Source organism: Streptomyces sp. NPDC030222 (assembly GCF_055573115.1).
On sequence record NZ_JBVICA010000002.1, the window covers coordinates 384,008 to 407,615 of the forward strand.

Annotated in this window: 26 protein-coding genes, 1 tRNA gene and 1 pseudogene; 15 read left to right on the top strand and 13 right to left on the bottom strand. The window is 72.3% G+C overall.

Features of this window, described 5'->3' with window-relative positions:
• Positions 1-209 precede the first annotated feature (209 nt).
• The 11 genes from ACZ4Z5_RS04315 to ACZ4Z5_RS04365 all read left to right on the top strand — a co-directional run bounded on the left by ACZ4Z5_RS04315 (position 210) and on the right by ACZ4Z5_RS04365 (position 12,116).
• Positions 210-662: a hypothetical protein gene (locus tag ACZ4Z5_RS04315; protein WP_468256402.1), complete on the top strand. Its 453-nt coding sequence runs from the start codon at positions 210-212 to the stop codon at positions 660-662.
• A gap of 1 nt (position 663) precedes the next feature.
• Entirely contained in the window at positions 664-1,536 is an 873-nt protein-coding gene (locus tag ACZ4Z5_RS04320; RefSeq protein WP_468256404.1) for a DUF2797 domain-containing protein, read from the top strand.
• Positions 1,537-1,715: 179 nt separating this feature from the next.
• Complete coding sequence (locus ACZ4Z5_RS04325) at positions 1,716-2,051, top strand: antibiotic biosynthesis monooxygenase family protein (RefSeq protein ID WP_468256407.1); 336 nt, start codon at positions 1,716-1,718, stop codon at positions 2,049-2,051.
• Complete coding sequence (locus ACZ4Z5_RS04330; protein WP_468256410.1) at positions 2,008-2,934, top strand: amidohydrolase family protein; 927 nt, start codon at positions 2,008-2,010, stop codon at positions 2,932-2,934. Before ACZ4Z5_RS04325 ends, ACZ4Z5_RS04330 begins: the two co-directional genes overlap by 44 nt.
• A 163-nt stretch (positions 2,935-3,097) precedes the next feature.
• Positions 3,098-3,883 (top strand): response regulator transcription factor, encoded by a 786-nt coding sequence (locus ACZ4Z5_RS04335; RefSeq protein ID WP_468256413.1) that lies wholly within the window; start codon positions 3,098-3,100, stop codon positions 3,881-3,883.
• 186 nt (positions 3,884-4,069) lie between these two features.
• On the top strand, positions 4,070-5,488 hold the full coding sequence (locus tag ACZ4Z5_RS04340) for a HAMP domain-containing sensor histidine kinase (protein WP_468256633.1): 1,419 nt from the start codon (positions 4,070-4,072) through the stop codon (positions 5,486-5,488).
• A 378-nt stretch (positions 5,489-5,866) separates the two neighbouring features.
• Positions 5,867-7,105, top strand: a complete 1,239-nt coding sequence (locus tag ACZ4Z5_RS04345) for a bifunctional glycosyltransferase family 2/GtrA family protein (protein WP_468256636.1) — start codon at positions 5,867-5,869, stop codon at positions 7,103-7,105.
• Positions 7,102-9,324 carry a glycosyltransferase family 39 protein gene (locus tag ACZ4Z5_RS04350; RefSeq protein ID WP_468256416.1) on the top strand — a complete coding sequence of 741 codons (2,223 nt, stop codon included), beginning with the start codon at positions 7,102-7,104 and terminating at the stop codon, positions 9,322-9,324. The genes ACZ4Z5_RS04345 and ACZ4Z5_RS04350 overlap by 4 nt, the downstream gene beginning before the upstream one ends.
• A 147-nt stretch (positions 9,325-9,471) precedes the next feature.
• On the top strand, positions 9,472-10,983 hold the full coding sequence (locus ACZ4Z5_RS04355) for an MFS transporter (RefSeq protein ID WP_468256419.1): 1,512 nt from the start codon (positions 9,472-9,474) through the stop codon (positions 10,981-10,983).
• Between the two features lie 35 nt (positions 10,984-11,018).
• The gene (locus tag ACZ4Z5_RS04360) at positions 11,019-11,783 is read left to right on the top strand and encodes a TetR/AcrR family transcriptional regulator (protein WP_468256422.1); all 765 of its coding nucleotides are present in this window, start codon (positions 11,019-11,021) and stop codon (positions 11,781-11,783) included.
• Positions 11,784-11,912: 129 nt separating this feature from the next.
• A complete protein-coding gene (locus ACZ4Z5_RS04365) occupies positions 11,913-12,116 on the top strand; it encodes a hypothetical protein (protein WP_468256426.1) in 204 nt (67 codons plus the stop codon).
• A 183-nt stretch (positions 12,117-12,299) separates the two neighbouring features.
• On the opposite strand, the gene ACZ4Z5_RS04370 is transcribed toward ACZ4Z5_RS04365, so the two are convergent.
• The 9 genes from ACZ4Z5_RS04370 to ACZ4Z5_RS04410 form a co-directional block, all read right to left on the bottom strand.
• Positions 12,300-12,578, bottom strand: a complete 279-nt coding sequence (locus ACZ4Z5_RS04370) for a hypothetical protein (protein WP_468256429.1) — start codon at positions 12,576-12,578, stop codon at positions 12,300-12,302.
• Positions 12,579-13,216: 638 nt separating this feature from the next.
• Positions 13,217-14,092 carry an RNA polymerase sigma factor SigF gene (locus ACZ4Z5_RS04375; protein ID WP_468256432.1) on the bottom strand — a complete coding sequence of 292 codons (876 nt, stop codon included), beginning with the start codon at positions 14,090-14,092 and terminating at the stop codon, positions 13,217-13,219.
• A 223-nt stretch (positions 14,093-14,315) separates the two neighbouring features.
• Entirely contained in the window at positions 14,316-15,137 is an 822-nt protein-coding gene (locus ACZ4Z5_RS04380) for an RNA polymerase sigma factor SigF (protein WP_468256435.1), read from the bottom strand.
• A 246-nt stretch (positions 15,138-15,383) separates the two neighbouring features.
• On the bottom strand, positions 15,384-15,677 hold the full coding sequence (locus ACZ4Z5_RS04385; protein WP_468256438.1) for a Dabb family protein: 294 nt from the start codon (positions 15,675-15,677) through the stop codon (positions 15,384-15,386).
• A gap of 31 nt (positions 15,678-15,708) precedes the next feature.
• Positions 15,709-15,870, bottom strand: a complete 162-nt coding sequence (locus tag ACZ4Z5_RS04390; protein WP_468256663.1) for a hypothetical protein — start codon at positions 15,868-15,870, stop codon at positions 15,709-15,711.
• 600 nt (positions 15,871-16,470) lie between these two features.
• Positions 16,471-16,555, bottom strand: a tRNA-Ser gene (locus ACZ4Z5_RS04395).
• 413 nt (positions 16,556-16,968) lie between these two features.
• Positions 16,969-17,397, bottom strand: a complete 429-nt coding sequence (gene tadA, locus ACZ4Z5_RS04400; protein ID WP_468256441.1) for a tRNA adenosine(34) deaminase TadA — start codon at positions 17,395-17,397, stop codon at positions 16,969-16,971.
• A 35-nt stretch (positions 17,398-17,432) separates the two neighbouring features.
• Positions 17,433-17,948, bottom strand: coding sequence for a tRNA adenosine deaminase-associated protein (locus tag ACZ4Z5_RS04405; RefSeq protein WP_468256444.1), 516 nt, complete (start codon positions 17,946-17,948; stop codon positions 17,433-17,435).
• 186 nt (positions 17,949-18,134) lie between these two features.
• Positions 18,135-18,350, bottom strand: coding sequence for a hypothetical protein (locus ACZ4Z5_RS04410; RefSeq protein WP_468256446.1), 216 nt, complete (start codon positions 18,348-18,350; stop codon positions 18,135-18,137).
• A 104-nt stretch (positions 18,351-18,454) separates the two neighbouring features.
• Here ACZ4Z5_RS04410 and upp point away from each other — a divergent pair, with 104 nt between their 5' ends.
• Entirely contained in the window at positions 18,455-19,090 is a 636-nt protein-coding gene (upp, locus tag ACZ4Z5_RS04415; protein WP_468256449.1) for a uracil phosphoribosyltransferase, read from the top strand.
• 261 nt (positions 19,091-19,351) lie between these two features.
• Here upp and ACZ4Z5_RS04420 read toward each other — a convergent pair whose 3' ends face one another.
• Together ACZ4Z5_RS04420 and ACZ4Z5_RS04425 are read right to left on the bottom strand one after the other, a co-directional pair.
• Positions 19,352-19,978 carry a LytR C-terminal domain-containing protein gene (locus tag ACZ4Z5_RS04420; RefSeq protein ID WP_468256452.1) on the bottom strand — a complete coding sequence of 209 codons (627 nt, stop codon included), beginning with the start codon at positions 19,976-19,978 and terminating at the stop codon, positions 19,352-19,354.
• Between the two features lie 96 nt (positions 19,979-20,074).
• Positions 20,075-20,371: a type II toxin-antitoxin system VapB family antitoxin gene (locus tag ACZ4Z5_RS04425; protein ID WP_003999914.1), complete on the bottom strand. Its 297-nt coding sequence runs from the start codon at positions 20,369-20,371 to the stop codon at positions 20,075-20,077.
• A gap of 87 nt (positions 20,372-20,458) precedes the next feature.
• Between ACZ4Z5_RS04425 and ACZ4Z5_RS04430 the strand changes: the two genes are divergently transcribed.
• The 3 genes and pseudogenes from ACZ4Z5_RS04430 to ACZ4Z5_RS04440 all read left to right on the top strand — a co-directional run bounded on the left by ACZ4Z5_RS04430 (position 20,459) and on the right by ACZ4Z5_RS04440 (position 21,263).
• On the top strand, positions 20,459-20,599 hold the full coding sequence (locus ACZ4Z5_RS04430) for a hypothetical protein (protein WP_468256454.1): 141 nt from the start codon (positions 20,459-20,461) through the stop codon (positions 20,597-20,599).
• Positions 20,590-20,787, top strand: a pseudogene (locus ACZ4Z5_RS04435) (helicase HerA-like domain-containing protein); the annotation flags it as partial. The gene ACZ4Z5_RS04430 and the pseudogene ACZ4Z5_RS04435, both read left to right, overlap by 10 nt.
• A gap of 191 nt (positions 20,788-20,978) precedes the next feature.
• The gene (locus ACZ4Z5_RS04440) at positions 20,979-21,263 is read left to right on the top strand and encodes a helicase HerA-like domain-containing protein (RefSeq protein ID WP_468256639.1); all 285 of its coding nucleotides are present in this window, start codon (positions 20,979-20,981) and stop codon (positions 21,261-21,263) included.
• A gap of 27 nt (positions 21,264-21,290) precedes the next feature.
• Here ACZ4Z5_RS04440 and ACZ4Z5_RS04445 read toward each other — a convergent pair whose 3' ends face one another.
• Positions 21,291-22,820, bottom strand: a complete 1,530-nt coding sequence (locus ACZ4Z5_RS04445) for a M28 family metallopeptidase (protein ID WP_468256642.1) — start codon at positions 22,818-22,820, stop codon at positions 21,291-21,293.
• A 101-nt stretch (positions 22,821-22,921) separates the two neighbouring features.
• Positions 22,922-23,527 carry an HhH-GPD-type base excision DNA repair protein gene (locus ACZ4Z5_RS04450; protein WP_468256457.1) on the bottom strand — a complete coding sequence of 202 codons (606 nt, stop codon included), beginning with the start codon at positions 23,525-23,527 and terminating at the stop codon, positions 22,922-22,924.
• Between the last annotated feature and the right edge of the window lie 81 nt (positions 23,528-23,608).

Below are 23,608 nucleotides of genomic sequence, written 5' to 3' on the forward strand. Positions count from 1 at the left end.
CGGGCGCCGGCCGCCGGGCGCCGGGCGCCCGGCGGCGGGCGGCGGGCGGCGGGCGGTCATGAGCCGTGCGACGCCCCGCCGAGGCCACGGTCCTCCGGCCGGCCCAAATCGCCCACGACGTGGACCAGATGCCCTGGTCCCGCCCGGGCGGCCCGGTACGGCATACCGGGCCCGGGGGCGTCCCGGGGCAGGTGCGTTAGCGTCCACGGATGGGCAATCGAGGAGTCGCGCTGCTGCTCGCCGCCGTGGTCGCGGTCGCCGGGGCGTGGGTGATCGCACCGGTGGCGTACTTCCTGTTCGTCTACGGCTGCGGACAGGACGAGGACCGGCTCGCCGGGGTGCTCGCGAAGGACCCGGTGCTGGACGCCCGGCCCGCGGGTGCCGGCAGGAGCGAGACGTACCAGGGGTGCGACGACGACGGTCTGTTCGTGTCCGCCGGGGTGCAGTACCGGTACGGCGGGTCGCCGGAGAGCCTCCACGCCCACTACCGGCAGGCGGCGACCGCGCACGGCTGGCGGCCCCGCACCGGCGACGGCCCGGCCGGCAGGTGCTACACCAAGGACATGGCCGGGACGACGGCGTACCTCGACCTCGGCGGACCCGACCGGGGCTCGGTGAGCGTGGGCATCACCGCGGACCGCGCCGGTTCGGAGTGGTGCTGACATGGGCTGGCGATGTGCCGGGATCCGCTGGAACGCGGACGGTACGGCCGGGCTGGTGTGGTGGAACGGGCCCGTCGAGCGGGTGAGCCCGCTGGCCCCCGGGCGGGAGCCGGCGTTCCGGGTGACCGGGGAGCGGCGGTGCCTGGGCGCCCGGCGGAATCCCTGCCCGCTGGGGGCGGCCGTGCCCGCCCGGGGTACGCGGGCGCAGTGCCCGGAGTGCGCGCGGCTGGACCGGGCGCACTCGGTGGCCGCGGACACGATGGCCGACGACCCGCGGACCTGTCGCGTGTACCTGGCGTGGTTCGGCCCCGGAATGGTGAAGGCCGGGATCACCGCCGAGGAGCGCGGCCGCAGGCGCCTGCTGGAACAGGGCGCGGTGGCGTTCAGCTGGCTGGGACGCGGACCGCTGATGGCTGCGCGCCGCACCGAGGAGCTGCTGCGGGCGGCGCTCGGCGTGCCCGACCGGATCCCGTACGCGGACAAGCGGGCGGTACGGGCAGCGCTGCCCGGCCCGGTGGAGCGGGCGGACGCGGTACGGGCGCTGTACGGGGAGGCCGTCGTCCTGAGCGGCTGGCCCGAGTCGCTGGAGCGGCTGCCGTGCGAGGTCGCCGACCATGCCGGGGTCTTCGGGCTGGACGACGCGCCGGCCGCGACCGGGGTGGTCGAGGAGCTGGTGGCCGGGGGAACCGTGGCGGGCCGGCTGGTCGCCGCCGCCGGGCCCGACCTGCACCTCGCCGGCGCGGGAGGCGAGGTCCTCGTCGTCGACTCGCGGCTGATGAGCGGCTGGGAAATGGTCCGTGCGGACGGGGCCGTCACCGCGGGGGTCCCGGTGCGGTCGTTCGGTGTTCCGGACGTACAGGAAGGCCTCTTCTGACCCGGGAAGACCTTTTCCGACCCGGGAAGGCCTCTCACGACCGCGGGGGCGGGGAAGGCCCTTGACCGGGTGTGCGGGAGGACTTTCCGGCCCAGGATCCCGACCGGCTGACGAAATCCCGGTGCCCGGACGGTAAAACGATCTGGACAGCGGCGATGCCCCGGCCCGAGGGTGAGGACATGACTCAGCGACCCGTCCAGCCGCCGGAACCCCCCTACTACGCCGTCGTCTTCACCTCTCTCCGCGCCGAGGAGGCCGACGGATACGCCGAGACGGCGGAGCGTATGGAAGAGCTCGTCGCGCAGCAGCCCGGCTACCTGGGGCACGACCATGCCCGCACTCCGGGTGGGCTCGGTATCACGGTCTCCTACTTCCGGGACGAGGCGTCGATCGCCGTGTGGCGCTCCGAAGGGGAGCACCGGCAGGCCCAGAAGCGTGGGCGCGCCGAGTGGTACGAGGCCTACAGCGTCCATGTGGCCAAGGTGGAGAGGAACCACACCTTTGACCGGGGCTGAGGACATCGAGCCGGTCAGGAACTTCCGGCGGCGGCTGGGACTGCCCGGACTCGTCGACGTCCACACGCACTTCATGCCGGACCGGGTACTGCGCAAGGTGTGGGCGTACTTCGACGCGGCCGGCCCGCTGACCGGGAGGGAGTGGCCCATCGCCTACCGGCACGAGGAGGAGCGGCGCGTGGAACTGCTCCGCGCGTTCGGGGTGCGGACCTTCACCTCGATGCTCTACCCGCACAAGCCGGGCATGGCGGCCTGGCTCAACGCCTGGGCCGGGGACTTCGCCGCGCGGACGCCCGACTGCGCGCACACCGCGACGTTCTTCCCCGAGGAAGGCGCGGCCGGCTATGTGTGCGAGGCCGTGGACGCGGGAGCGCGGGTCTTCAAGGCACACCTCCAGGTCGGCGCGTACGACCCGAACGACGAGCTCCTCGACCCGGTGTGGGGGCTCCTCGCGGAGGCCGGGATCCCGGTGGTCACGCACTGCGGCTCCGGGCCGGTGCCCGGCAAGCACACCGGGCCCGAGCCGATGCGCGGGCTCCTCGCCCGGCATCCGCGGCTGCGGCTGGTCGTGGCCCACATGGGCATGCCCGAGTACGGCGACTTCCTCGACCTGGCGGAGCGGTACGACGGGGTCGCCCTGGACACGACCATGGCGTTCACGGACTTCGCCGAACGCTCCGCACCGTTCCCGGCCGCGGAACGGCCCCGGCTGGCGGCCCTGGGCGACCGGGTCGTACTGGGCAGCGACTTCCCCAACATCCCGTACGCCTACGTCCACCAGCTCGACGCCCTGGAACGGCTGGATCTGGGCGACGACTGGCTGCGTGCGGTCTGCCACGACAACGGGGCACGGCTGCTGGGGGCGGCGGCGCCGCGTGCATGACCGTGTCGCGTGCATGGCGGCGCCCTGCGCATGACGGCGCCCGTGGTGCGGGCTCCGTGGTGCGGCGGTGCTGTGCGGGCGCCGTGGTGCGCTCCGGGGCATTCTCAGGGAATTCACAGGAAAGCCCAAGGGGCTTCTCAGGGTCGGCTCCCAGCCTGGTTCCATGACCACGTTCTCGCCGACCCAGGGGGCTCCGGCCCGGACCGGCCGTTCCGCCCGGTCCCAGGCGCGCACCGACATGTTCCGCCCGGACGGCAGCCCGGTGAGGGTGCTGGTGGTGGACGACGAGGCCTCGCTCGCCGAGCTGCTGTCCATGGCCCTCCGCTACGAGGGCTGGGATGTTCGCAGCGCGGGCGACGGGACGGGTGCGCTGCGCGAGGTGCGCGCCTTCAGGCCCGACGCGGTGGTGCTCGACGTGATGCTGCCCGACCTGGACGGGCTGGCCGTGCTGCGCCGGCTGCGCGCCGAGCAGCCGGACCTGCCGGTCCTCTTCCTCACCGCGCGGGACGCCGTGGAGGACCGGATCGCGGGGCTGACGGCCGGCGGTGACGACTACGTCACCAAGCCGTTCAGCCTGGAGGAGGTCGTCGCCCGGCTGCGCGGACTGATCCGGCGCTCCGGAACGGCGGTCGCGGCGGCCCGGGACGACTCGTTGCTGGTCGTCGGGGACCTGACCCTGGACGAGGACAGCCACGAGGTCACCCGGGGCGGGGAGGGCATCCACCTCACCGCGACCGAGTTCGAGCTGCTGCGCTACCTGATGCGCAATCCGCGCCGGGTGCTCAGCAAGGCGCAGATCCTCGACCGGGTCTGGTCGTACGACTTCGGCGGCAAGGCGAACGTCGTCGAGCTGTACATCTCGTACCTCCGACGGAAGATCGACGCCGGGCGGACGCCGATGATCCACACCCGGCGGGGCGCCGGCTATCTGATCAAGCCCGGTGAGTAGGTGAGCGGGGGACGGCCGCGGGGACTTCTGAGGGGACTCCCGCGGGGAGGCGGCGAGCGACCGGGACGAACGGGGAGGCCGGGGAAACCAGGGTCGCCTGGGGCACCAGGGCCGGCGGGGGTACCAGGGCCGGCGGGGGTACCAGGTTCGCCGGGGCGGAGGCGCCGGTGGTCCCTGCGGACCCGGCTGGTGGTGTCCGCGGTCGCGCTCATCGCCGTGGTCGCCTCGGTGATCGGCACGGTCACGGCGATAGCGCTCAGTACACATCTGCACGGGCAGATCGACGACGAGCTGACGGCCTCCGTGGAACGGGAACGCGGGCAGCTGATGAGGGGCGGTGGACCCCCGCCGGGCGACGGGTTCCGGATCGTGACCGCGCCCGGACGCCCCGTGGGCACGGTCGGCGCGCGCGGCGGCCCGCAGGGCCTGTCGGGGGTCCGCCTCGTCGCGGACACCTCGGCGACGCCGGTGGAGCCCGACGGGGTGAGCCCTTTGGACACGGCGCAGTCGGCGGCACTCGCGGCGGTGCCCGACGACGGCGAACCGCACACCGTGACCCTCCCGGGCCTCGGCGACTACCGGGCGGCCCGGACCGGAGCGGCGGACCACGACCTGGTGCTCGGCCTTCCGCTCGCCGAGGCTCGGAGCACCGTCGAGACCCTGATCGTCGTCGAGGCGTGCGTCACCGGCGCGGGACTGGTCGCCGCGGCGATCGCCGGCACCGCGCTCGCCGGGATCGCGCTGCGGCCGCTGCGCCGGGTCGCGGCCACGGCCACCCGCGTGTCCGAACTCCCCCTGCACAGCGGAGAGGTGGCGCTGCACGAACGCGTCCCGGACACGGAGGCCGACCCGCGCACGGAGGTCGGCCAGGTCGGCGCCGCGCTCAACCGGATGCTGGGGCACGTCGCTTCGGCACTGGCCGCCCGGCAGCGCAGCGAGACCCGGGTACGGCAGTTCGTCGCCGACGCCAGCCATGAACTCCGGACACCGCTCGCGTCCATCCGCGGTTACGCCGAGCTGACCCGGCGCGGCCACGAGCCCGTCGGGCCCGACACCCGGCACGCGCTGGGCCGCATCGAGTCCGAGGCGGCCCGGATGACCGGCCTTGTCGAGGACCTGCTGCTGCTCGCCCGGCTGGACGCGGGACGGCCGCTGTCGCGTGAGGCCACCGACCTGTCCCGGCTGGTCGTGGACGCCGTCGGCGACGCCCGCGCGGCGGGCCCCGACCACAAGTGGCGGCTGGACCTGCCGGAGGAACCGGTCCCGCTGACCGGCGACCCCGCCCGGTTGCACCAGGTGCTCGTCAACCTCCTCGGCAACGCCCGCACCCACACCCCACCGGGCACCACGGTGACGGCCCGGGTACGGCACGACGGCACCCGGGCCGTGCTGGAGGTGGAGGACGACGGGCCGGGCATCCCGCCCGACCTCCTGCCGTCGGTCTTCGAGCGCTTCGCGCGCGGCGACGCGTCCCGGTCGAGGACCGCCGGGTCCACGGGCCTCGGACTCGCCATCGTGCGAGCCGTGGTGGCCGCGCACGAGGGCGAGGTCACGGTGGCCTCGGAGCCCGGACGCACGGTGTTCACCGTGCGGCTTCCGCGGTAGTCCCGTGGTGGGCGGGAGCGCGCTTCCGCCCGCCACCGCGCGCGTTCGCGGGCGCAGGCCCGTGTCCTCGGGGCCGGCGGCGTCCGCTGGACCGCAACCGGTGCTTGCAGGCGTCTTCGGGGGCGGACCGGCCCGGCACGCGATCCGTACCCGCAGCAGGCGTTCGCTTCCCGGGCGTCCCGCACCGGCGGCCAACGCCCGCCTCCCTGCACTCACAGCCGCCCCACAGGCTCGCCACACCGAGGTGACAGCCCGCCTCGCGAGGGTCTGGGCATGCGAACCGACACCTCACTCGGCATCCACATCCGTCAGGCCGGCCGTGGCCGCCATGCCCCTCCGGACGTCCCCCCGGACATCGCTCCGGACCGCGGCGCGGGCATGCTGCCGGCCCGGGCCCCGCTGCCGGTGACGGGCCCGGGCCTCCCTCCCGTGCTGGACGTGGTGATTCCCGTCTTCAACGAGGAGCAGGACCTCGAGCCCTGCGTCCTGCGGCTGCGCGACCATCTCGTGCGGACCTTCCCGTACGCGTTCCTGATCACGGTCGCCGACAACGCGAGCACGGACCGCACCCCGGAAGTCGCGGCGCGGCTGGCCGGGACGTTCCCGGAGGTGCGGAGCGTGCGGCTGGAGGAGAAGGGCCGGGGCCGGGCGCTGCGCACCGCGTGGTCGCGGTCCGACGCGCCCGTGCTCGCGTACATGGACGTCGATCTGTCCACGGGCCTGAACGCGCTGCTGCCGCTGGTGGCCCCGCTGATCTCCGGGCATTCGGACCTGGCGATCGGATCGCGGCTCACGGGCGGCTCACGGGTGGTGCGCGGTCCGAAGCGGGAGTTCGTGTCGCGCGCCTACAACCTGATCCTCCGGTCGTCGCTGGCCGCACGCTTCTCGGACGCACAGTGCGGCTTCAAGGCCGTACGCAGGGACGTCGCCGAGCGGCTGCTGCCGATGGTCGAGGACACCGGCTGGTTCTTCGACACCGAGATGCTGGTGCTGGCCGAGCGGGCCGGGCTGCGGATCCACGAGGTGCCCGTCGACTGGGTCGACGACCCCGACTCGTCGGTGCGGATCGTCCGGACGGCCGTGGAGGACCTCAGGGGCGTCTGGCGGGTGGGCAGGGCCCTCGCCGTGGGCGCACTGCCGCTGGACCGGCTGGCCCGCCCCTTCGGCGACGATCCGCGCGACCGTGAACTGGCAGGCGTGCCCAGGGGACTTGCCCGGCAGCTGGCCGGGTTCTGCGCGGTCGGCATGCTGTCGACGCTCTTCTATCTGGGGCTGTACTCCCTGTTCCGGACGGGCCTCGGCGCGCAGGCCGCGAACGGCCTGGCCCTGCTGCTGTCGGCCGTCGCCAACACCGCGGCGAACCGCCGCCTGACGTTCGGGGTGCGCGGCCCGGCCCGTGTGGTGCGCCACCAGGCCCAGGGGCTGGTCGTGTTCGGCGTGGGGCTGGCGCTGACCAGCGGTTCACTCGCCGCGCTCGACGCGGCCTCGGGCATCGGCGCCCCCGGGCACGGCACGGAGCTGGCCGTGCTGGTCACGGCGAACCTCGCCGCGACCGTGCTGCGGTTCCTGCTGTTCCGGTCCTGGGTCTTCCCCGAGCGCCGGGAGGGTTCCCGATGAACGGAGGGTTCCCGATGAACGCGACGAACCCGTCCCGGCGGACGCGCGTCGCACTCGCCCTGCTGCTGGCCGCCACGGCCGTGCTCTACCTGTGGAACCTCAGCGCGTCCGGCTACGCCAACTCCTTCTACTCCGCCGCCGTTCAGGCGGGCAGCGTGAGCTGGAAGGCGTTCTTCTTCGGATCGCTCGACGCGGGGAACGCCATCACCGTCGACAAGCCCCCGGCGGCACTGTGGCCGATGGCGCTGTCCGTGCGGCTCTTCGGGCTCGACTCGTGGGCGATCCTGGTGCCCGAGGTGCTGATGGGCGTGGCGACCGTCGCGGTGGTGTTCGCCGCGGTGCGCCGCCGCTTCGGCGCGGCGGCCGGCCTGATCGCGGGAACGGTGCTCGCGCTGACCCCCGTCGCGGCCCTGATGTTCCGCTTCAACAACCCCGATGCGCTGCTCACACTGCTGATGACCGTCGCCGGGTACTGCGTACTGCGCGCCCTGGAGGACGCCAGGATGGGGTGGCTGGTCGCGGCCGGCGTGGCGGTCGGTCTGGGATTCCTGACGAAGACGCTGCAGGCGTTCGTGATCCTTCCGCCACTGGCGCTCGTGTATGCGGTGTGCGCTCCGGCGCCGCTCCGCCGCCGGATCGGTCAACTGCTGCTCGCGGGCGGCGCGATGGCGGTGTCGGGCGGCTGGTGGGTGGCCGTGGTGGGGTTGTGGCCCGCGTCGTCCCGCCCGTACATCGGCGGTTCGCAGAACAACAGCTTTCTGGAGCTGACGCTCGGCTACAACGGCCTCGGCCGGATCAACGGCAATGAGACCGGCAGTGTCGGAGGCGGCGGGGGGCCGGCGGGCGGCGGTCCGGGCGGCGGTGGCTGGGGCGAGACCGGCATCGGGCGACTGTTCGGCGACACCATCGGCGGTCAGGTCTCCTGGCTGCTGCCTGCCGCACTGATCCTGCTCGTCGCGGGCCTGCTGATCACGCGGCGGGCGCCGCGCACCGACGCGGCCCGGGCGGCGTTCCTGGTGTGGGGCGGCGCGCTGCTGGTGACCGGCGCGGTCTTCAGCTTCATGGCGGGCATCTTCCACGAGTACTACACGGTGGCGCTCGCCCCGTACGTGGCGGCGCTGGTCGGCATGGGCGCGGCGGTGCTCTGGGAGGAACGGAGCCGGTTCGGGGCGTCGGCGGCGCTCGGCGGAACGGTCGCGGTGACGGCGCTGTGGGCGTACGTCCTGCTGGGCCGGACACCGGACCATCTGCCCTGGCTGCGCTGGGCGGTGCTCTTCGGCGGTCTCGCGGCGGCGGTGGGGCTGGTGCTCGTGGGACGGCTGGGGCGTCCTCTGGCGCTCGGTGCGGTGGGTCTGGCCGCCGCCGCCGTACTGGCCGGGCCCGCCGCGTACACGCTGTCGACGGTGGCGACCGCGCACACCGGTTCGATCGTGCTGGCCGGACCGGCGAGCGTGCGGGGTGCCGGCCCGGGCCGTCCCGGAGGCATGGGCCCGGATGGCGCGGGCCCGGGAGGTATGGGCCTCGGCGCAGGGCAGGGCGGTCCGGGCCAGGCCGGCGGTCCGGGCCGGGGCGCGGCCGGGCAGGGCGCCGGACCCGGCGGTGCGGGCCAGGGCGGCCCCGGCCGTCCCGGCGGGACCGGAGAGCCCGGTGCGCCCGCCGATGACGGCGGCGCCGGTACCGCCGGTATCGCCGGTACGGGCACCCCCGGCGGGCAGCCGGGCGGCGGTGCCGGCGCGCCTCCGTGGGCCGCAGCCGGTGCCGGGGGCGGCATGCCCGGTGGCGCCGGACCGGGAGGGGCGTCCGGCGAGACCGGCGCAGGACGGCCCGGCGGTATGGGCGGGCTGCTCGGCGGCCGCGAGGTCGGCTCCGAGGTGAAGGCGAAGCTGCTCGCCGACGCGGACGACCACACCTGGGCCGCCGCGGCCATCGGGGCCCAGAACGCTGCGAGTTACCAGCTCGCGACCCAGAAGCCGGTCATGGCCATCGGCGGGTTCAACGGCACCGACCCGTCCCCGACACTCGCCAGGTTCAAGCAGTACGTGGCCGACGGGCGGATCCACTGGTTCATCGCCTCCGAAGGCGGCATGGGCGGCGGCCGGGGACCCGGCGGGGGGAGCAGTAGCGAGATCGCCTCGTGGGTGCAGGCCAACTTCACCGCCGTGACGGTCGACGGGACCACGCTCTACGACCTCACTGCGCAACGCTCCACGACGGCCTGACCGCAGATCGCTCCACAACGGCCTGACCGCGGACCGCTCTGCGCCCGGACCGCGCGGACCCGTCGGGCGGAAAACCGTTGTACGTCACAAGAAAGGGCCTTGTACGGTGTACGGGAAACGATTCCCGTACACCGTACAAGGAGCCCGATGACGGCGACGACCGCCGAGACCCCACGAACCTCCGCCCCCGGAGGCCACCCGCAGCGCTGGTTGATCCTCGGCGTCATCTGCCTCGCCCAGCTCACCGTGCTGCTCGACAACACCGTCCTCAACGTCGCGATCCCGTCCCTGACCACCGAGCTGGACGCGACCACCGCCGACATCCAGTGGATGATCAACGCGTACTCGCTGGTGCAGGCGGGGCTGCTGCTCACCGCGGGCAGCGCCTCCGACCGCTACGGCCGCAAGAAGATGCTGGTCGCGGGGCTCGCCCTGTTCGGCATCGGCTCCCTCGTCGCCGGGCTCGCCCAGTCCTCCGACCAGCTCGTCGCCGCCCGGGCCGGCATGGGCGTCGGCGGGGCGCTCCTCATGACCACCACACTCGCCGTCGTGGTCCAGATCTTCGACGACGCCGAGCGGGTGAAGGCGATCGGCCTCTGGTCCACCGTCAACTCGCTGGGCTTCGCCGCCGGTCCGCTCATCGGCGGGGTGATGCTCGACCACTTCTGGTGGGGCGCGATCTTCCTCGTCAACCTTCCGGTGGCGGTGATCGGCCTGGTCGCGGTCGTCGCGCTCGTACCGGAGTCCAAGAGCCCGCACGGAGACCGGCCCGATCTGCTCGGGGCGCTGCTCTCCACGGCAGGTATGACCGCCCTGGTGTTCGCGATCATCTCCGGACCGGAGCACGGCTGGTCCTCCGTCCGGGTCCTCGCATCGGCCACGGCCGGCCTGCTCGTCCTCGGCCTGTTCGTCCTGTGGGAGCTGCGTGTCCCGCATCCGATGCTCGACATGCACTTCTTCCGCAACCGGCGCTTCATCGGAGCGGTCGCGGGCGCGATCCTCGTCGCGTTCGGGATGGGGGGCTCACTGTTCCTGCTGACCCAGCATCTGCAGTTCGTGCTCGGCTACGGGCCGTTGGAGGCCGGTCTGCGGACCGCACCGCTCGCCCTCGCCGTGGTCGCAGTCAACCTCACCGGACTGGGTGCCCGGCTGGTGGCCCGGCTCGGCACCCCGGCCACCATCGCCCTCGGCATGAGCACGCTGGCGGCCGGTCTCGCCGCCGTCGCGCTGCTCGGCAGCCACGGATACGTCGGCATGCTGCTGGGGCTCGTGGTGATGGGCTCGGGCATCTCGTTCGCGATGCCCGCCATGGCGAACGCCATCATGAGCGCGATACCGCCGGAGAAGGCGGGCGTCGGCGCCGGGGTCAACGGCACGCTCGCCGAATGCGGGAACGGGCTCGGGGTCGCCGTCCTGGGCGCGGTGCTGAACTCCCGGTTCACCGCACTCGTACCCACTGCCGTGGGCGCGGCCTCGCTGCCCGCGGCGCTGGCGGCCGCCGACGGGGCCGCAGAGCGGGCCCGGATCGCTGACGCGTTCTCCGCCGGGGTGGAGACGAGCCAGCTGGTCGGGGCCTGTGCCGTGCTGGTGGGCGGCCTCCTGGCAGCGGTGCTGCTCAGGCGGGCGGAGAAGGCGGACGCACCCACCGCCGCGGCATAGCCTGGACCGTAGTGAGCGACCGAGGAGAGTGCGCCATGGTGACCGCGTCCGATCGTGCGAAAGCAGCCGTGCGGACGAGCGTGTGGCTCGAGGGCAAGACACCTCGCGGGCGGAAGTCCGACCAGCCGGCCGGCCTCGACCGCGACAGGATCACCGCCGCGACGGTCGCCCTGCTGGACGCGGAGGGTCTCGCCAGGTTCTCCATGCGCCGCCTCGCGGCCGAGCTGGGCGTCACGGCCATGTCCGTGTACTGGTACGTCGACACCAAGGACGACCTGCTGGAACTGGCCCTCGACTCGGTCACCGGCGAGATGGTCCTCCCGGAGGAGGCCGACGACACCACGGACTGGCGGGACCAGCTGGGGTCGCTCGCCCGGCAGTACCGGAGCCTTCTGGTCCGCCACCCGTGGGTGTCCCCGCTCATCGGCAGGTATCTCAACATCGGGCCGCACTCCCTGGCCTTCGTCAAGTCCCTCCAGCGCGTGATGCGCCGCACCGGGCTGCCGCTGAGCGGCCAGACCGGAGCGATGGCGGCCGTTTTCCAGTTCGTCTACGGCTTCGGCACGGTCGAGGGCCGATTCGCCGAGCGCTGCGCGGCTGCCGGCGTCAGCCAGGACGACTACTTCCAGCAGGCCATGGGGACGATCGGTGACCGCCCGGAGTTCCGCGAGACCTTCCGGGAGGCCAGCGAACTGATGGAGGCGCGGGGCGGCGACACGGTGGAGGAGATGCGCGAACGCGACTTCGGCTTCGCGCTCGAACTCCTCATCGCGGGCATCGAGGCGAAGCGCGTCCCCTGAGCGCCTAGGCCCGCCACCCGTGCCGGGCGTGGCCGGGCGGCGGGCCGTCCCGTGCCCGACACCAGGCCGGTCTCCGTCGATTCGCCCCGGGGTTGGGCGAGGTGCGGGACTTCGCTAGGGTCCTGCCCCATGGCACACAACCCCCAGAGCCCCGAGGGCGGCTACGACCCGGCGGGCAGCACCCAGATGTTCCGCGCCTTCGTCGACGAGGGTGCCCCGCAGAACCGGCAGGCGGCCGCGCCTCAGCGGAGCGGCGCACGTATGGGCCTCGTCCTCGGCGTGGTCGCCGTCGTGGCGGTCCTCGTCGGGGTCGCCTGGCTCGCCCTGGCCTGACCGACGGCGGGCTCAAGCCCGGCCGACGGCACCGGTCGACGTGCAGCCCCCGCCTGACCGGCAGCCCTGACATGACCGGCACCCCGGCCCTGACATGACCGGCACCCCGGCCGACGAACAGCTCCGGTCGGACGGCCGGCTGCGGCCCGGCTGAACGACCGCGCCCGGGTCGGCCCGGTGCGTTCAGCTCCAGTCGGCGCTCACGTCCCGGGTCTCGATGTGCATGCCCAGCGGCACGCGCCACGACTCCACGCACACCGTGTACGTGTGGGTGCGAACCGCGCCCGCGGTGAGGGGGAGGGGCAGTGGCTGGGTCGAGCGGATCGTCGCCCAGTCGATGCCGAGCGCGCCGATGATGTGCGTGGCGAAGCCGATCGTGCCCGAACGCACCGGTGAGCCACCGGAGTTGCGGACCTCCACGGTCACCTGCTCGCACCAGCGCCGGTCCGCGGGAGCGCGCACCGGGGCGCCGAGGGTCAGTACGGCCGGCGCCGGGGGACGCCCCGGCGAGGGCGGCGGGGACGAGGACGGCGGAGCCGTCGGCGGCGGCCGGGTGCCGGGCGTACCTGATCCACCTGATCCACCGGGTGCGCTCGGAACGCCGGGGCCGCCGGGAGTGCCGGGCACGTGTGGCGTGGCCGGATCCCCCGGCGTCCCGACGGGACCGGCCGCAGTGCCGTCGGCCGGCTCTCCCGTACCGGCACCCGGTACGCGGGGCAGCCCGGATGAGCCGGGCGTGATCGGCGTCTTCCCCTCCGAGCCGCCGGACCGCGTACCGGGTGGCGGTGATCCCGAACGCGTACCGCCCGGTGATCCGGGCCCGTCCAGGGGCACCAGGACGACCTTTCCGTCCGGCGGCACGGCCGTCCCCCGGAATGCCTCCGGCCCGGGGCCCGCGGCGCCGACGGCGGCACGCCCGGGGGCGCTCCCGCCGCCGCAGCCGACCAGCAGACCGGTCGCGGCGGCGAGTGCGGCCGCGGCGAGTGCGGGACGTCGTATCCGCATTCCGCCAGTGTCTCTGACGGACCGTCAAATGAGAAGGGGCGGAAGGGGAGGAGGCAGAAGGGGAAGACCGTGGGACGTGGGCCGTCCCCGGTCGTTCAGTCGGAGATCAGGCCCTCCCGGAGCTGGGCGAGCGTCCGGGTCAGCAGACGGGAGACGTGCATCTGGGAGATGCCGACCTCCTCGCCGATCTGCGACTGCGTCATGTTCGCGAAGAAGCGGAGCATGATGATCTGCCGTTCGCGGGGCGGGAGTTTGGCGAGGAGCGGCTTGAGCGACTCGCGGTACTCGACGCCCTCCAGGGCGGAGTCCTCGTACCCCAGTCGGTCGGCGAGGGAGCCCTCGCTGCCGTCGTCCTCTGGGGACGGCGAGTCCAGCGAGGACGCGGTGTAGGCGTTGCCGACGGCCAGGCCGTCGAGGACGTCCTCCTCCGACACCCCCAGAACGGCGGCGAGTTCGGGCACCGTCGGCGACCGGTCGAGCTTCTGCGCCAGTTCGTCGCTGGCCTTGGTGAGCGCCAGGCGCAGCTCCTGGAGGCGCCGCGGCACCCGGACCGACCACGAGGTGTCGCGGAAGAAGCGCTTGATCTCGCCGACCACCGTCGGCATCGCGAACGTCGGGAATTCCACGCCCCGTTCGCAGTCGAAGCGGTCGATCGCCTTGATCAGTCCGATGGTGCCGACCTGGACGATGTCCTCCATGGGCTCGTTGCGGCTGCGGAACCGTGCGGCGGCGTAGCGCACCAGCGGCAGATTGAGCTCGATGAGCGTGTCTCGTACGTACGTGCGCTCCGGACCGTCCGCGCCTTGTGCGTCCAGCGCGCGGAGCCGCAGGAACAGGGAACGGGACAGGGTGCGGGTGTCGATGGCCTCCGTCTGGGCGGCCGCGGTCAGCGGCTCGACGGCGTGGCCGGGCTCGGCAGGTGCGCCCTTGGTGAGCGTGAGCACCTTCGAGCTGCCCTGTTCTGCGGACATGCCACCCCCTTGAGGTCGCTGACGGTCGCGTCGGCCGCTCCCGTCTTCAGTTACGCAGCCTCCACCTGAATACCGGAGGTGGAGCCGCCCCAAACGCGGTTTCTGCAGAATGTCACATGTCGGCAACGCGCTGTAGTGACATGTCGACAAGTAAGGGCCAAATGTGCCCAGGAATCAAGGGATGTGGGGTAATTCAGCCAACTGGCGGTATCACTGGATCCGGTTACGCCTCGATACGGTTTGCGGATCTCAGTCGGGCGAAGCTCCGTGCGAGCAGCCGGGACACATGCATCTGGGAGACCCCCAGCTCCGCGCTGATCTGGGACTGCGTCAAATTGCTGTAGTACCGGAGCAGTAGGATCCGCTGCTCCCGCTCGGGCAGCTGTACGAGCAAGTGCCTGACCAGATCGCGATGCTCCACTCCGGCGAGCTCCGGATCCTCGTAGCCGAGCCGGTCGAGCAGCCCTGGCAGCCCGTCACCCTCCTGGGCCGCTTCGAGAGAGGTGGCGTGGTAGGAGCGGCCGGCCTCGATGCAGGCCAGCACCTCCTCCTCGGAGATCTTCAGCCGCTCGGCGATCTCGGCCGTCGACGGAGTCCTGCCGTGGAGGGTGGTGAGGTCCTCGGTGGCGCCGTTGACCTGTACCCACAGCTCGTGCAGCCGGCGGGGGACGTGGACCGTCCGGACGTTGTCCCGGAAGTAGCGCTTGATCTCGCCGACCACGGTCGGCATCGCGAAGGTGGGGAACTGGACCCCGCGGTCCGGGTCGAACCGGTCGATGGCGTTGATGAGCCCGATGGTGCCGACCTGGACCACGTCCTCCATCGGTTCGTTGCGGCTGCGGAACCGGACGGCGGCGTAGCGCACCAGGGGGAGGTTGGCCTCGATCAGGGCGGCGCGCACCCGGTTGTGCTCGGGGGTCCCCGGCTCCAGTTGCTTCAGCTCGGCGAACAGCACCTGGGTGAGGGCCCGGGTGTCCGCACCCCTGCTGCCGCGCGACTCGCTCTCGTTCTGGGGCGGCACTTGAGGCGCTGTACTGGCCGGCACGGTCACGCCACCCCTTCGCGGTCACTGTCGGTGGACTCATCCGTCAAAAGCGGTCATAGCATCACAAGACATGTGCACTGTGTGCAAGCACCGTATAACGCCGTGTTGACGGCAAGTTGGGGCATATGCGGCATGATCCGTGGCCGCCCATGACGAAGGCCCCGCACCCGGGGGCGCGGGACCTGAAGGTCGTCCGCGGGTCGCCCGGCGGGCGGACGGAGGGCGGGCGGAGGATACGGGCCGGGCTCAGATCTCGTAGTCGGCGATCACCCAGGTGGCGAACTCGCGCCACTGTCCGGCCGCGGCCTGGTGGGAGGGGTGCTCCAGGTAACTCTTCAGGGCGTCCGCGTCCCGGACGGAGGAGTTGATCGCGAAGTCGTAGGCGACCGGCCGGTCGCTGATGTTCCAGGCGCACTCCCAGGACTCCAGCTCGGGAATGATCCCGCCGAGCTCCTGGAACGCCCGTACACCCGCGACGACGCGCGGCTCGTCGCGCGACACGCCCTCGTTGAGCTTGAAGAGAACCAGATGACGGATCACGGGTGCTCCTTAGGAACGGACCGTCGCCGGGTCAGTTCACCAGTGCGGTCATGAACTCGCCGACGCCCTGCGCGGCGCTCGAAATGCCCTCGAACCCTACCTGCACAAGATCCGCCGCGCGCGCCGGGGAGTTGATGATCGTGTACAGCACGAAGACCACGACGACGTAGAGAGCGACCTTCTTCGCCTGCACGACCACGTGTCCTCCCCCTCGGGTCCCCTGTCCGGTCGCGAGTGTAACCGCACCCGGGCGTCACTCCAGTGGCCCTGCGTCGGTGATTCGGCGGCGGCACGTGCGGCCTGTGCGGCCTGTGGGGCGTGGCCCGGCGTGTCCGGCCGGGGGTCCGGCGGCGGGCCGGGTGCGTCGTCGGCGTCCGTCCGGTGTCCGTCCGTCTTCGCCCGGGCCCGTCCCCGTCCGGCTGCCGTCCCGTCTCCGTCCCTCGCTGTCCGCTGTGCGGTCCTGGCGCCGGTTCGTACGTCCTCGGGACCAAGGTCCCGGTGGCCGGGGCCTTTTGTCCGGCCCGCCGGGAGCCGTCGGGCGGCAGGATGGGTGATGAGCCCCCGGGGATCCGGCAGGAGCCGCCGGGAGCAGGACCTCACTGCGGAGGTGCCGGCCCGTGCTGTCCTCCGAACGCGGCCCGCGCCGAGGTCCGGTCTGGACTGGGGGAGCGTCAAACCCCCCGGACGGCGCTCCTCCGGAATATCGGTTCCCTCTCGCCCGCATCCTCTGCACCGTGCGGGCCGTGGAACGACGAAGGGCCCCGGCGATGTGCCGGGGCCCTTCGTGAAAGAGCGGTAGCGGAGGGATTTGAACCCTCGGTGACTTGCGCCACACTCGCTTTCGAGGCGAGCTCCTTCGGCCGCTCGGACACGCTACCGGGAGAGAGCTTAGCCCAAGGTGGGCCGTGTTCTGAAATCCGTATCCGGATCCCTCCCGGGCCTGCCCCATGCGGGCTTCCGGCGGCCCTTCCACGGTCCCGGAGGCAGCCTCTCCGGGCCTCCGTCCGTCGAAGGCCGCCGGCGCCCCGCAGAAGCGCCGTCAGCGGCCGGGACGGGCGTGGCGTGGTCGGGGGTCCGAGCCGCCCCCGGGCACTGCCGCGCCGATGTCCGCGTGCGCCGACGTCCGCGCGCAGTCGATGCGTGGGAGTCGGCGATCCGGGGCTCCATGGTCCGCAGTCCGCAGTCCGCAGTCCGCAGTCCGCAGCCTGCGGCCCGCAAGCCCGCAAGCCGGCGGCCCGCGGTCGGCCGTCGAACCGGCGGATCGGCGCCCGCAGTCCCGGGGAACGGCGGGTCAGCGGTCCCGGAAGAACGCGGTCAGGGAGGCCGCGCACTCGGCTTCCAGGACGCCGAGGATCACCTCGGGCCGGTGGTTCAGCCGGCGATCGCGGACGACGTCCCACAGCGATCCCACCGCGCCGGCCTTCTCGTCCCGTGCCCCGTACACCACCCGGTCCACCCGGGACTGGACGATCGCGCCCGCGCACATCGTGCAGGGCTCCAGTGTGACCACCAGGGTGCAGCCGGCGAGGCGCCACTCGCCGAGCCGTTCCGCCGCCCGGCGGATCGCGACCAGCTCGGCGTGCGCCGTCGGGTCGCCCGTCGCCTCGCGCTCGTTGTGCCCCGTGGCGAGCAGTTCCCCGTCGGGGCCCAGCACGACGGCGCCGACCGGGACGTCCCCGGCCAGCGCCGCCCGTGCGGCTTCTTCGAGCGCGAGCCGCATGGGCGCCTCCCAGGGCGCCCGTACCGGATCCGTCACTAGCGGACGGCCTCCAGGATCTCGGAGGCGCCCAGGATGTCGGCGATCTCGGCCAGCGCGTCCGTGCTGAGCGAGCGCAGCTCCCCGGCGGACATGCCGAGGTCCGCGAGGATCTCGGAGTCGCCGAGCGGGCCGACGGGCACGGCGTCGGACTCGTCCGCCGTGTCCTCCTCCCGTTCCGGCTCGCCTTCCTCGGTTCCGTCGAGGTCGAGCGAGTCCAGCTCGTCGTCGTCCTCGTCCTTGCCGAGCAGCTCATCGGTGAGCATGGCCCCGTAAGAGGAGCGGGCAGCCGAGGCGGCGTCCGACACGTACACACGTGGGTCGTCCTCGCCTTCCACGCGGACGACGCCGAACCACGCGTCTTCCTGTTCGATGAAGACCAGCACCGTGTCCTCGTTCACCGAGGCCTCACGGGCCAGGTCCGTCAGATCGGACAGCGTCTCCACATCGTCGAGCTCTGTGTCGCTCGCTTCCCACCCGTCTTCGGTGCGCGCGAGCAGTGCGGCGAAGTACACCGTGACTCTCCCACTGTCATAGGCGGTGCCGGCTGGAGGTCCCCCCGGCCGGAGGATCTGAGCGGATGCGCTGTTCGGAGCCCCGCCCAACCGGCATCGTGGCAGAAACCGCGCGTTCACGAGAGGTCTTCCGCTCTTGCGTCGTCAGGGGTTTTCGCCGGAACGGCCGTCCAGTGCCCCGGCCGCCTACCAGCGGAAGGTGCGCATACGCATCGCCTGACGCATCCTCGCGGCGCGGGCCCTGCGCGGCTGGACACGGTCCCTGAGGGCCTTCGCCTCGTGCAGTTCTCGCAGGAACTGGGCGCGGCGGCGCCGTCGGTCCAGGTCGCCCTCCGCCGGCTCCTCTTCGTCCTGCCGGCTGCTTCTGGACTTGTGTATGTCCTGTTCGTCAGGGTCCGGCATCGGCGACACCACCCCAGCCTCGGAATCGTATGACCCCACCTTCCCTCCGGATGGCCGATTGATGCCAGCACGAGGCGGTCCCGGGCCCGGTTAATGTGGTCGTCATGCGGATTCATGTCGTCGACCACCCGCTGGTGGCGCACAAACTCACCACGTTGCGTGACTCGCGCACCGATTCCCCTACCTTCCGGCGGCTCGCCGACGAGCTGGTCACCCTGCTCGCCTACGAGGCCACCCGGGACGTGCGTACCGAACAGGTCGACCTCGAGACCCCGGTGGCCCGGACCACGGGTGTGAAGCTGTCGCACCCGCGCCCGCTGGTGGTTCCGATCCTCCGGGCGGGCCTGGGCATGCTCGACGGCATGGTGCGGCTGCTGCCGACCGCCGAGGTGGGTTTCCTCGGCATGATCCGCAACGAGGAGACGCTGGAGGCGTCGACCTACGCGACGCGGATGCCGGAGGACCTCTCGGGCCGCCAGGTGTACGTCCTCGACCCGATGCTGGCGACCGGCGGCACATTGGTCGCGGCCATCCGGGAGCTAATCAAGCGGGGTGCCGACGATGTGACGGCCGTCGTGCTGCTGGCCGCGCCGGAGGGCGTCGAGATCATGGAGCGGGAGCTGGCGGGCGCGCCGGTCACCGTCGTCACGGCGTCGGTCGACGAGCGCCTCAACGAGCAGGGCTACATCGTGCCGGGCCTGGGCGACGCGGGCGACCGCATGTACGGCGCCGCGGAGTAACCGCCCGGCCGTCACCGATCGCATCGCCGACCACACATCACCGAGCACTCCTGCCGAGTGCGCACCACCGATCACGGCCGCTCCGGGGCCGGGTCCGTCGAGCGACGGACCCGGCCCCGGGCGTTACACCGACCCGTCCCGGCGTTTCACCGGCCCGTCCCGGGCGTTTCGTCCGCGGTGCCGCCCTGCTTCCGGGGGCGTGCGGGCCGGCCCGAGGGCGTACGGCCGACGGCGTCCGCGGGTGCCCACCGTTTGCAGCGCCTACCGCTTGCAGTCCGTGACGGCGGGCGCGGGCTGGGCCAGGGCGGCCACGGCCTTCGCGGCGTCCGCCGGTGCGCTGAGCGAGGTGAAGCCCGTGCCGATGATCAGGTCGACGTCGCGGGTGGTGCGGGTGTCGACCTTGTGCTCGGCACCTGCCAGTTGCGCCCCGAGGACCTCGAAGGGGCCGTCGTACGCCTCGGCCGAGCCGAGCAGTACGCCGGCGCCGGCGATCTTCTTGTCGTAGTCCGCCGAGGCGTTGCCGACCTTGCCGATGACGAAACCGCGTTTCTTCAGCTCGTCGGCGGTGGTCTTGGCGAGACCGCCGCGGGGGGTCGCGTTGTAGACGTTCACCGTGATCTGGCCGGGCTGCGGAGGCGCCGCCGCGGTGGCCGTGGGGGCGGGAGCGGGTGTGCAGCCGGCTTTCCGGATGGCCGCGGTCCTCGCACCGTCACCGGTGAACACGTCGAAGAGTTGCACGGTTCCCCAGCCGGCCATGCCGAGGGCCACGGTGCAGGCCAGGACCACGAACACGATCCGGCGACGGCGCGGCGGGCGGCGCATCCGCGGGTACTTGTCACCCGTGATGCGATATTCGCCGCCCATGCCGGGGGGTGTGAGCATGCTCATGGGCGCAGCGTAATGCGACTCGCGACCATGCGTACTAAATGATCATCGGATGGCGCGCAGAGCGACCCGAAAGGATCAGTGGGTGTGCTCCGGGTGTCAGTCCAGTTCGAGGACCCGGGCGTGGAGGACCTGGCGCTGCTGGAGCGCGGCCCGCACGGCGCGGTGGAGCCCGTCCTCCAGATAGAGGTCGCCCTGCCACTTCACGACGTGCGCGAAGAGGTCGCCGTAGAAGGTGGAGTCCTCGGCGAGCAACGTCTCGAGGTCCAGTTGCCCCTTGGTCGTCACGAGCTGATCGAGGCGGACCGGGCGCGGCGCGACGTCCGCCCACTGCCGGGTGCTTTCCCGGCCGTGGTCGGGGTACGGCCGCCCATTGCCGATGCGCTTGAAGATCACACGGAAAGCCTACCGGGCCATTGGCTCCGGGCGCAGCCATGGATTGGCGATGCAAAAGTCGCATTTGGCGACAAAAGGGAGCAAACCATGAGTGGAAGCAGTCCGTCCGGTGATTCGCCCGGCGATCCTGCCGCCGAGATCGCGGCGGGCTACGGCTTCACTGGGCCCGCGCTCGACCTCGGAGCGCTGCTCTGGGACTGGAGGCGGTCACCGGGACGGTGCGGCTGATTCGCTCGAAGGGGGTCGGCGTCTTCTTCGTCACCCAGACCCCCGAGGACGTACCGGCCGATGTGCTCGCCCAACTCGGCAACCGGGTGCAGCACGCCCTGCGGGCCTTCACCCCGGACGACGCGAAGGCGCTGAAGGCAACCGTGAAGACGTTCTCGGACTCGCGGTACGACCTGGAGGAGGTGCTGACCGGACTGGGCATCGGGGAGGCGGTCGTCACCGTCCTGAGCGAGACGGGCCGCCCCGACACCCGTCGCGGCGACCCCGCTGCGGGCACCGCGGTCGCTCATGGGCCGCCGGATCGCCAACGAGGGTCGAAGCGGCGGTCCGGGAACGGGCGGTGGCCGCGTCGCCGCTGCACGCGCGGTACGCCGAGGCGGTGGACCGTACATCGGCCTACGAGAGGCTCAGCGCCGAACAGCAGGCCGCCGAGGCGGCCGCGGAGCGTGCCGCACAGGAGGCCGAGGCGGCGAAGGCGGCCGGGGTCGCCGAGAAGACGGGCAGGGAGCGGGAGGCCGCGCGGGGGCGCGGCCGGGCGGAGCCGTCGCTGGCCGAACAGGTCCTCGGCAGCGGGGTGTTCCGTTCGCTGGCCCGGTCGATCGGCACCCGGCTGGGCCGGGAGATCACCCGCTCCCTCTTCGGCACGGCGCGCCGCAGGCGCTGAACGCCCGCGGCGCGCCGCTGCCGCCGGTTACTCCGTGGCGAGGTGGCCGTGCTCGTCGTGCAGTCCGCCACCGCTGCCCGTACCGCCGGTGGTGGGCTCGAACGGGACCGGCTTGCTCAGCGAGCTGATGTCATGGGCGTAGGTGCCCACGGCGTTGGCGATCACGTCGATGTTGGTGTCGAAGGCCGCCATGTCGATGTTGTCCAGGTCGTCGCACTTGGCGTGGTAGCACGCGTCGTAGGCGACGCCGGCCTCGCCGTCGTACTTCGCGGCCTGGTCCGCCGTCATGATGCCTTCGGCTCCGGTGAAGGTGCCGCCGGACGGGATGCCGACCTCGATGAACGGGCCGTAGTCGGAGCGGCCGGTGAAGTCCGTGCCCTCGTGCGGCTTGCCCTTGCTGTCGAGGAAGTCGTTTATGGCCTTCTCCAGCTGGGCCGATCCCTCGGGGCCGGCCGGGGCGCCGACACCGTCGGAGTTGTCGCCGTCGTACACGAACTGGGCGTGGTTGGGCGAGGCGATCATGTCGAAGTTGAGGTACAGCTTGATCTGCTTGCGCTGTTCCTCGGTGAGTCCGGCGACGTAGTCCTCGGAACCCAGCAGGCCGAGTTCCTCGGCCGACCACCATGCGAAGCGCACCTTGTTGTGGGGCCTCTTGTGGGTCTCGGCTAGTTCCAGGGCGACTTCGAGGAGACCGGCCGAACCGGAGCCGTTGTCGTTGATGCCGGGGCCCTCGGTGACCGAGTCGAGATGAGACCCGAGCATCACGGTGTTCGTGGGGTCGCCGCCCCGGGTTTCGGCGATCACGTTGCTGGTGGTGCGCTTCTCCTGGAGCTGGCGGATCTCGAACGCGACCGTGACCTCGCTCTTGGCTGCCTCCGCGGCCAGCGCCTCGCCCGCCTCCTGGGTGAGACCGCCGGTGGGGATCCGGCCTGCCGCCGGGTCGCCGAGGGTGCCGCTGAGGGCTCCCGTGGTGTTGTTGTATATGGCCGCGCCGACCGCGCCGGCCTCGGCGGCGGCCTTCTGCTTGTCCGCGAAGGTGCAGCCGCCGCGCTTGATGAGGGCGATGCGGCCGGTGAACGCGCCCGGGGCGTAGTCGGTGGCCTCGCAGCCGGTGGTGGCGTCGACGGGGACCACGGCGACCACCGCGTTGATACCGCCGACCGGGGTGGACTTGGTGTACGACATCGCCTTGATCTCCACGTTGCGCGGAACGGGGGAGACCACGGAGAGCTTCTCGGCGAGCGTCTCGATGTACGTGAACTCGAAGGAGTCGTACGAGACTCGGTAGCCCGCCCGCTTCAGCAGGTCGTGGACGTACTTCGCGGAGGCTTCGTGCCCGGGCGAGCCGGCCGCCCGGTCACCGCCGGCCGCGTCGGCGAACTTCTGGAACATCCGCAGGTGTTGGTGCGCTTCCCGGGCCGACGACTCGCGGACCAGTTTCCGGGACAGCTTCGCCGCGTCCTTGGCCGGGTCGTGGTGACGGGCGTGCGCGGCGGCAGGTCCGCCGGAGGCGAGCAGGAGGGGCGTCGCGAGCGCCGTGGCGGCTACAAGTGCCAGAGCTCTGCGAGGAGATGGGTTCACAAGCGTCCTTCCCGTGCGAACAGAGGTGGGGGAAAGCTAGCGACCGGCCGGACGGCTGGGAACAGGTGCGCGGCAAGTCACCCTTGTTGTGGACTCTTGGCGCTTCTGGCGGCCTTCGCGGCGCGTTTCGTCTCCTGCTTGTAGGCGCGGACCTTGGCGAGTGACTCGGGTCCGGTGATGTCCGCGACCGAGCGGTACGAGCCGGCCTCCCCGTACGACCCGGCCGCCTCCCGCCAGCCGGCCGGCCGCACGCCGAACTGCTTGCCCAGCAGGGCCAGGAAGATCTGGGCCTTCTGCTTGCCGAAGCCGGGCAGCTCGTTCAGCCGCTCCAGCAGGTCGGCGCCGCTCTTCGCGTCCCGCCACACCGCCGCGGCGTCCGCGTCGTAGTGCTCCACGAGGTACTGGCACAGCTGCTGCACCCGTTTGGCCATGGCCCCCGGATAGCGGTGCACCGCGGGCTTGGCCGAGAGGAGGGCGGCGAACTGGTCCGGGTCGTACACCGCGATCGCGCGGGCGTCCAGGTCGTCGTCGCCCATGCGCTGCGCGATCGTGTACGGGCCGGTGAAGGCCCATTCCATGGGGATCTGCTGGTCCAGCAGCATGCCGACCAGCGCCGCCAGGGGACTCCTGCCGAGCAGCTCGTCGGCGTCCGGCTGCTGGGCGAGCCGAAGCGTCTTGTCCATGGTCCGATGATCCCCTCGGCCTCGGTGCGATGCACCGCTTGACACACAGGCACTGACTGATGGTGTGACTTGTATGACTAA

Bases quoted from the DNA above. Each gene is read 5' to 3' on its own strand.
- ACZ4Z5_RS04420 (WP_468256452.1), bottom strand. From the start codon at position 19,978: ATGAGCATGCTCACACCCCCCGGCATGGGCGGCGAATATCGCATCACG.
- tadA (WP_468256441.1), bottom strand. From the start codon at position 17,397: ATGCGGCTCGCGCTCGAAGAAGCCGCACGGGCGGCGCTGGCCGGGGAC.
- ACZ4Z5_RS04315 (WP_468256402.1), top strand. From the start codon at position 210: ATGGGCAATCGAGGAGTCGCGCTGCTGCTCGCCGCCGTGGTCGCGGTC.
- ACZ4Z5_RS04430 (WP_468256454.1), top strand. From the start codon at position 20,459: ATGAGTGGAAGCAGTCCGTCCGGTGATTCGCCCGGCGATCCTGCCGCC.
- ACZ4Z5_RS04350 (WP_468256416.1), top strand. From the start codon at position 7,102: ATGAACGGAGGGTTCCCGATGAACGCGACGAACCCGTCCCGGCGGACG.
- ACZ4Z5_RS04345 (WP_468256636.1), top strand. From the start codon at position 5,867: ATGCTGCCGGCCCGGGCCCCGCTGCCGGTGACGGGCCCGGGCCTCCCT.
- ACZ4Z5_RS04355 (WP_468256419.1), top strand. From the start codon at position 9,472: ATGACGGCGACGACCGCCGAGACCCCACGAACCTCCGCCCCCGGAGGC.
- ACZ4Z5_RS04360 (WP_468256422.1), top strand. From the start codon at position 11,019: ATGGTGACCGCGTCCGATCGTGCGAAAGCAGCCGTGCGGACGAGCGTG.
- ACZ4Z5_RS04365 (WP_468256426.1), top strand. From the start codon at position 11,913: ATGGCACACAACCCCCAGAGCCCCGAGGGCGGCTACGACCCGGCGGGC.
- ACZ4Z5_RS04375 (WP_468256432.1), bottom strand. From the start codon at position 14,092: ATGTCCGCAGAACAGGGCAGCTCGAAGGTGCTCACGCTCACCAAGGGC.
- ACZ4Z5_RS04325 (WP_468256407.1), top strand. From the start codon at position 1,716: ATGACTCAGCGACCCGTCCAGCCGCCGGAACCCCCCTACTACGCCGTC.
- ACZ4Z5_RS04320 (WP_468256404.1), top strand. From the start codon at position 664: ATGGGCTGGCGATGTGCCGGGATCCGCTGGAACGCGGACGGTACGGCC.
- ACZ4Z5_RS04335 (WP_468256413.1), top strand. From the start codon at position 3,098: ATGACCACGTTCTCGCCGACCCAGGGGGCTCCGGCCCGGACCGGCCGT.
- upp (WP_468256449.1), top strand. From the start codon at position 18,455: ATGCGGATTCATGTCGTCGACCACCCGCTGGTGGCGCACAAACTCACC.
- ACZ4Z5_RS04450 (WP_468256457.1), bottom strand. From the start codon at position 23,527: ATGGACAAGACGCTTCGGCTCGCCCAGCAGCCGGACGCCGACGAGCTG.
- ACZ4Z5_RS04330 (WP_468256410.1), top strand. From the start codon at position 2,008: ATGTGGCCAAGGTGGAGAGGAACCACACCTTTGACCGGGGCTGAGGAC.
- ACZ4Z5_RS04410 (WP_468256446.1), bottom strand. From the start codon at position 18,350: ATGCCGGACCCTGACGAACAGGACATACACAAGTCCAGAAGCAGCCGG.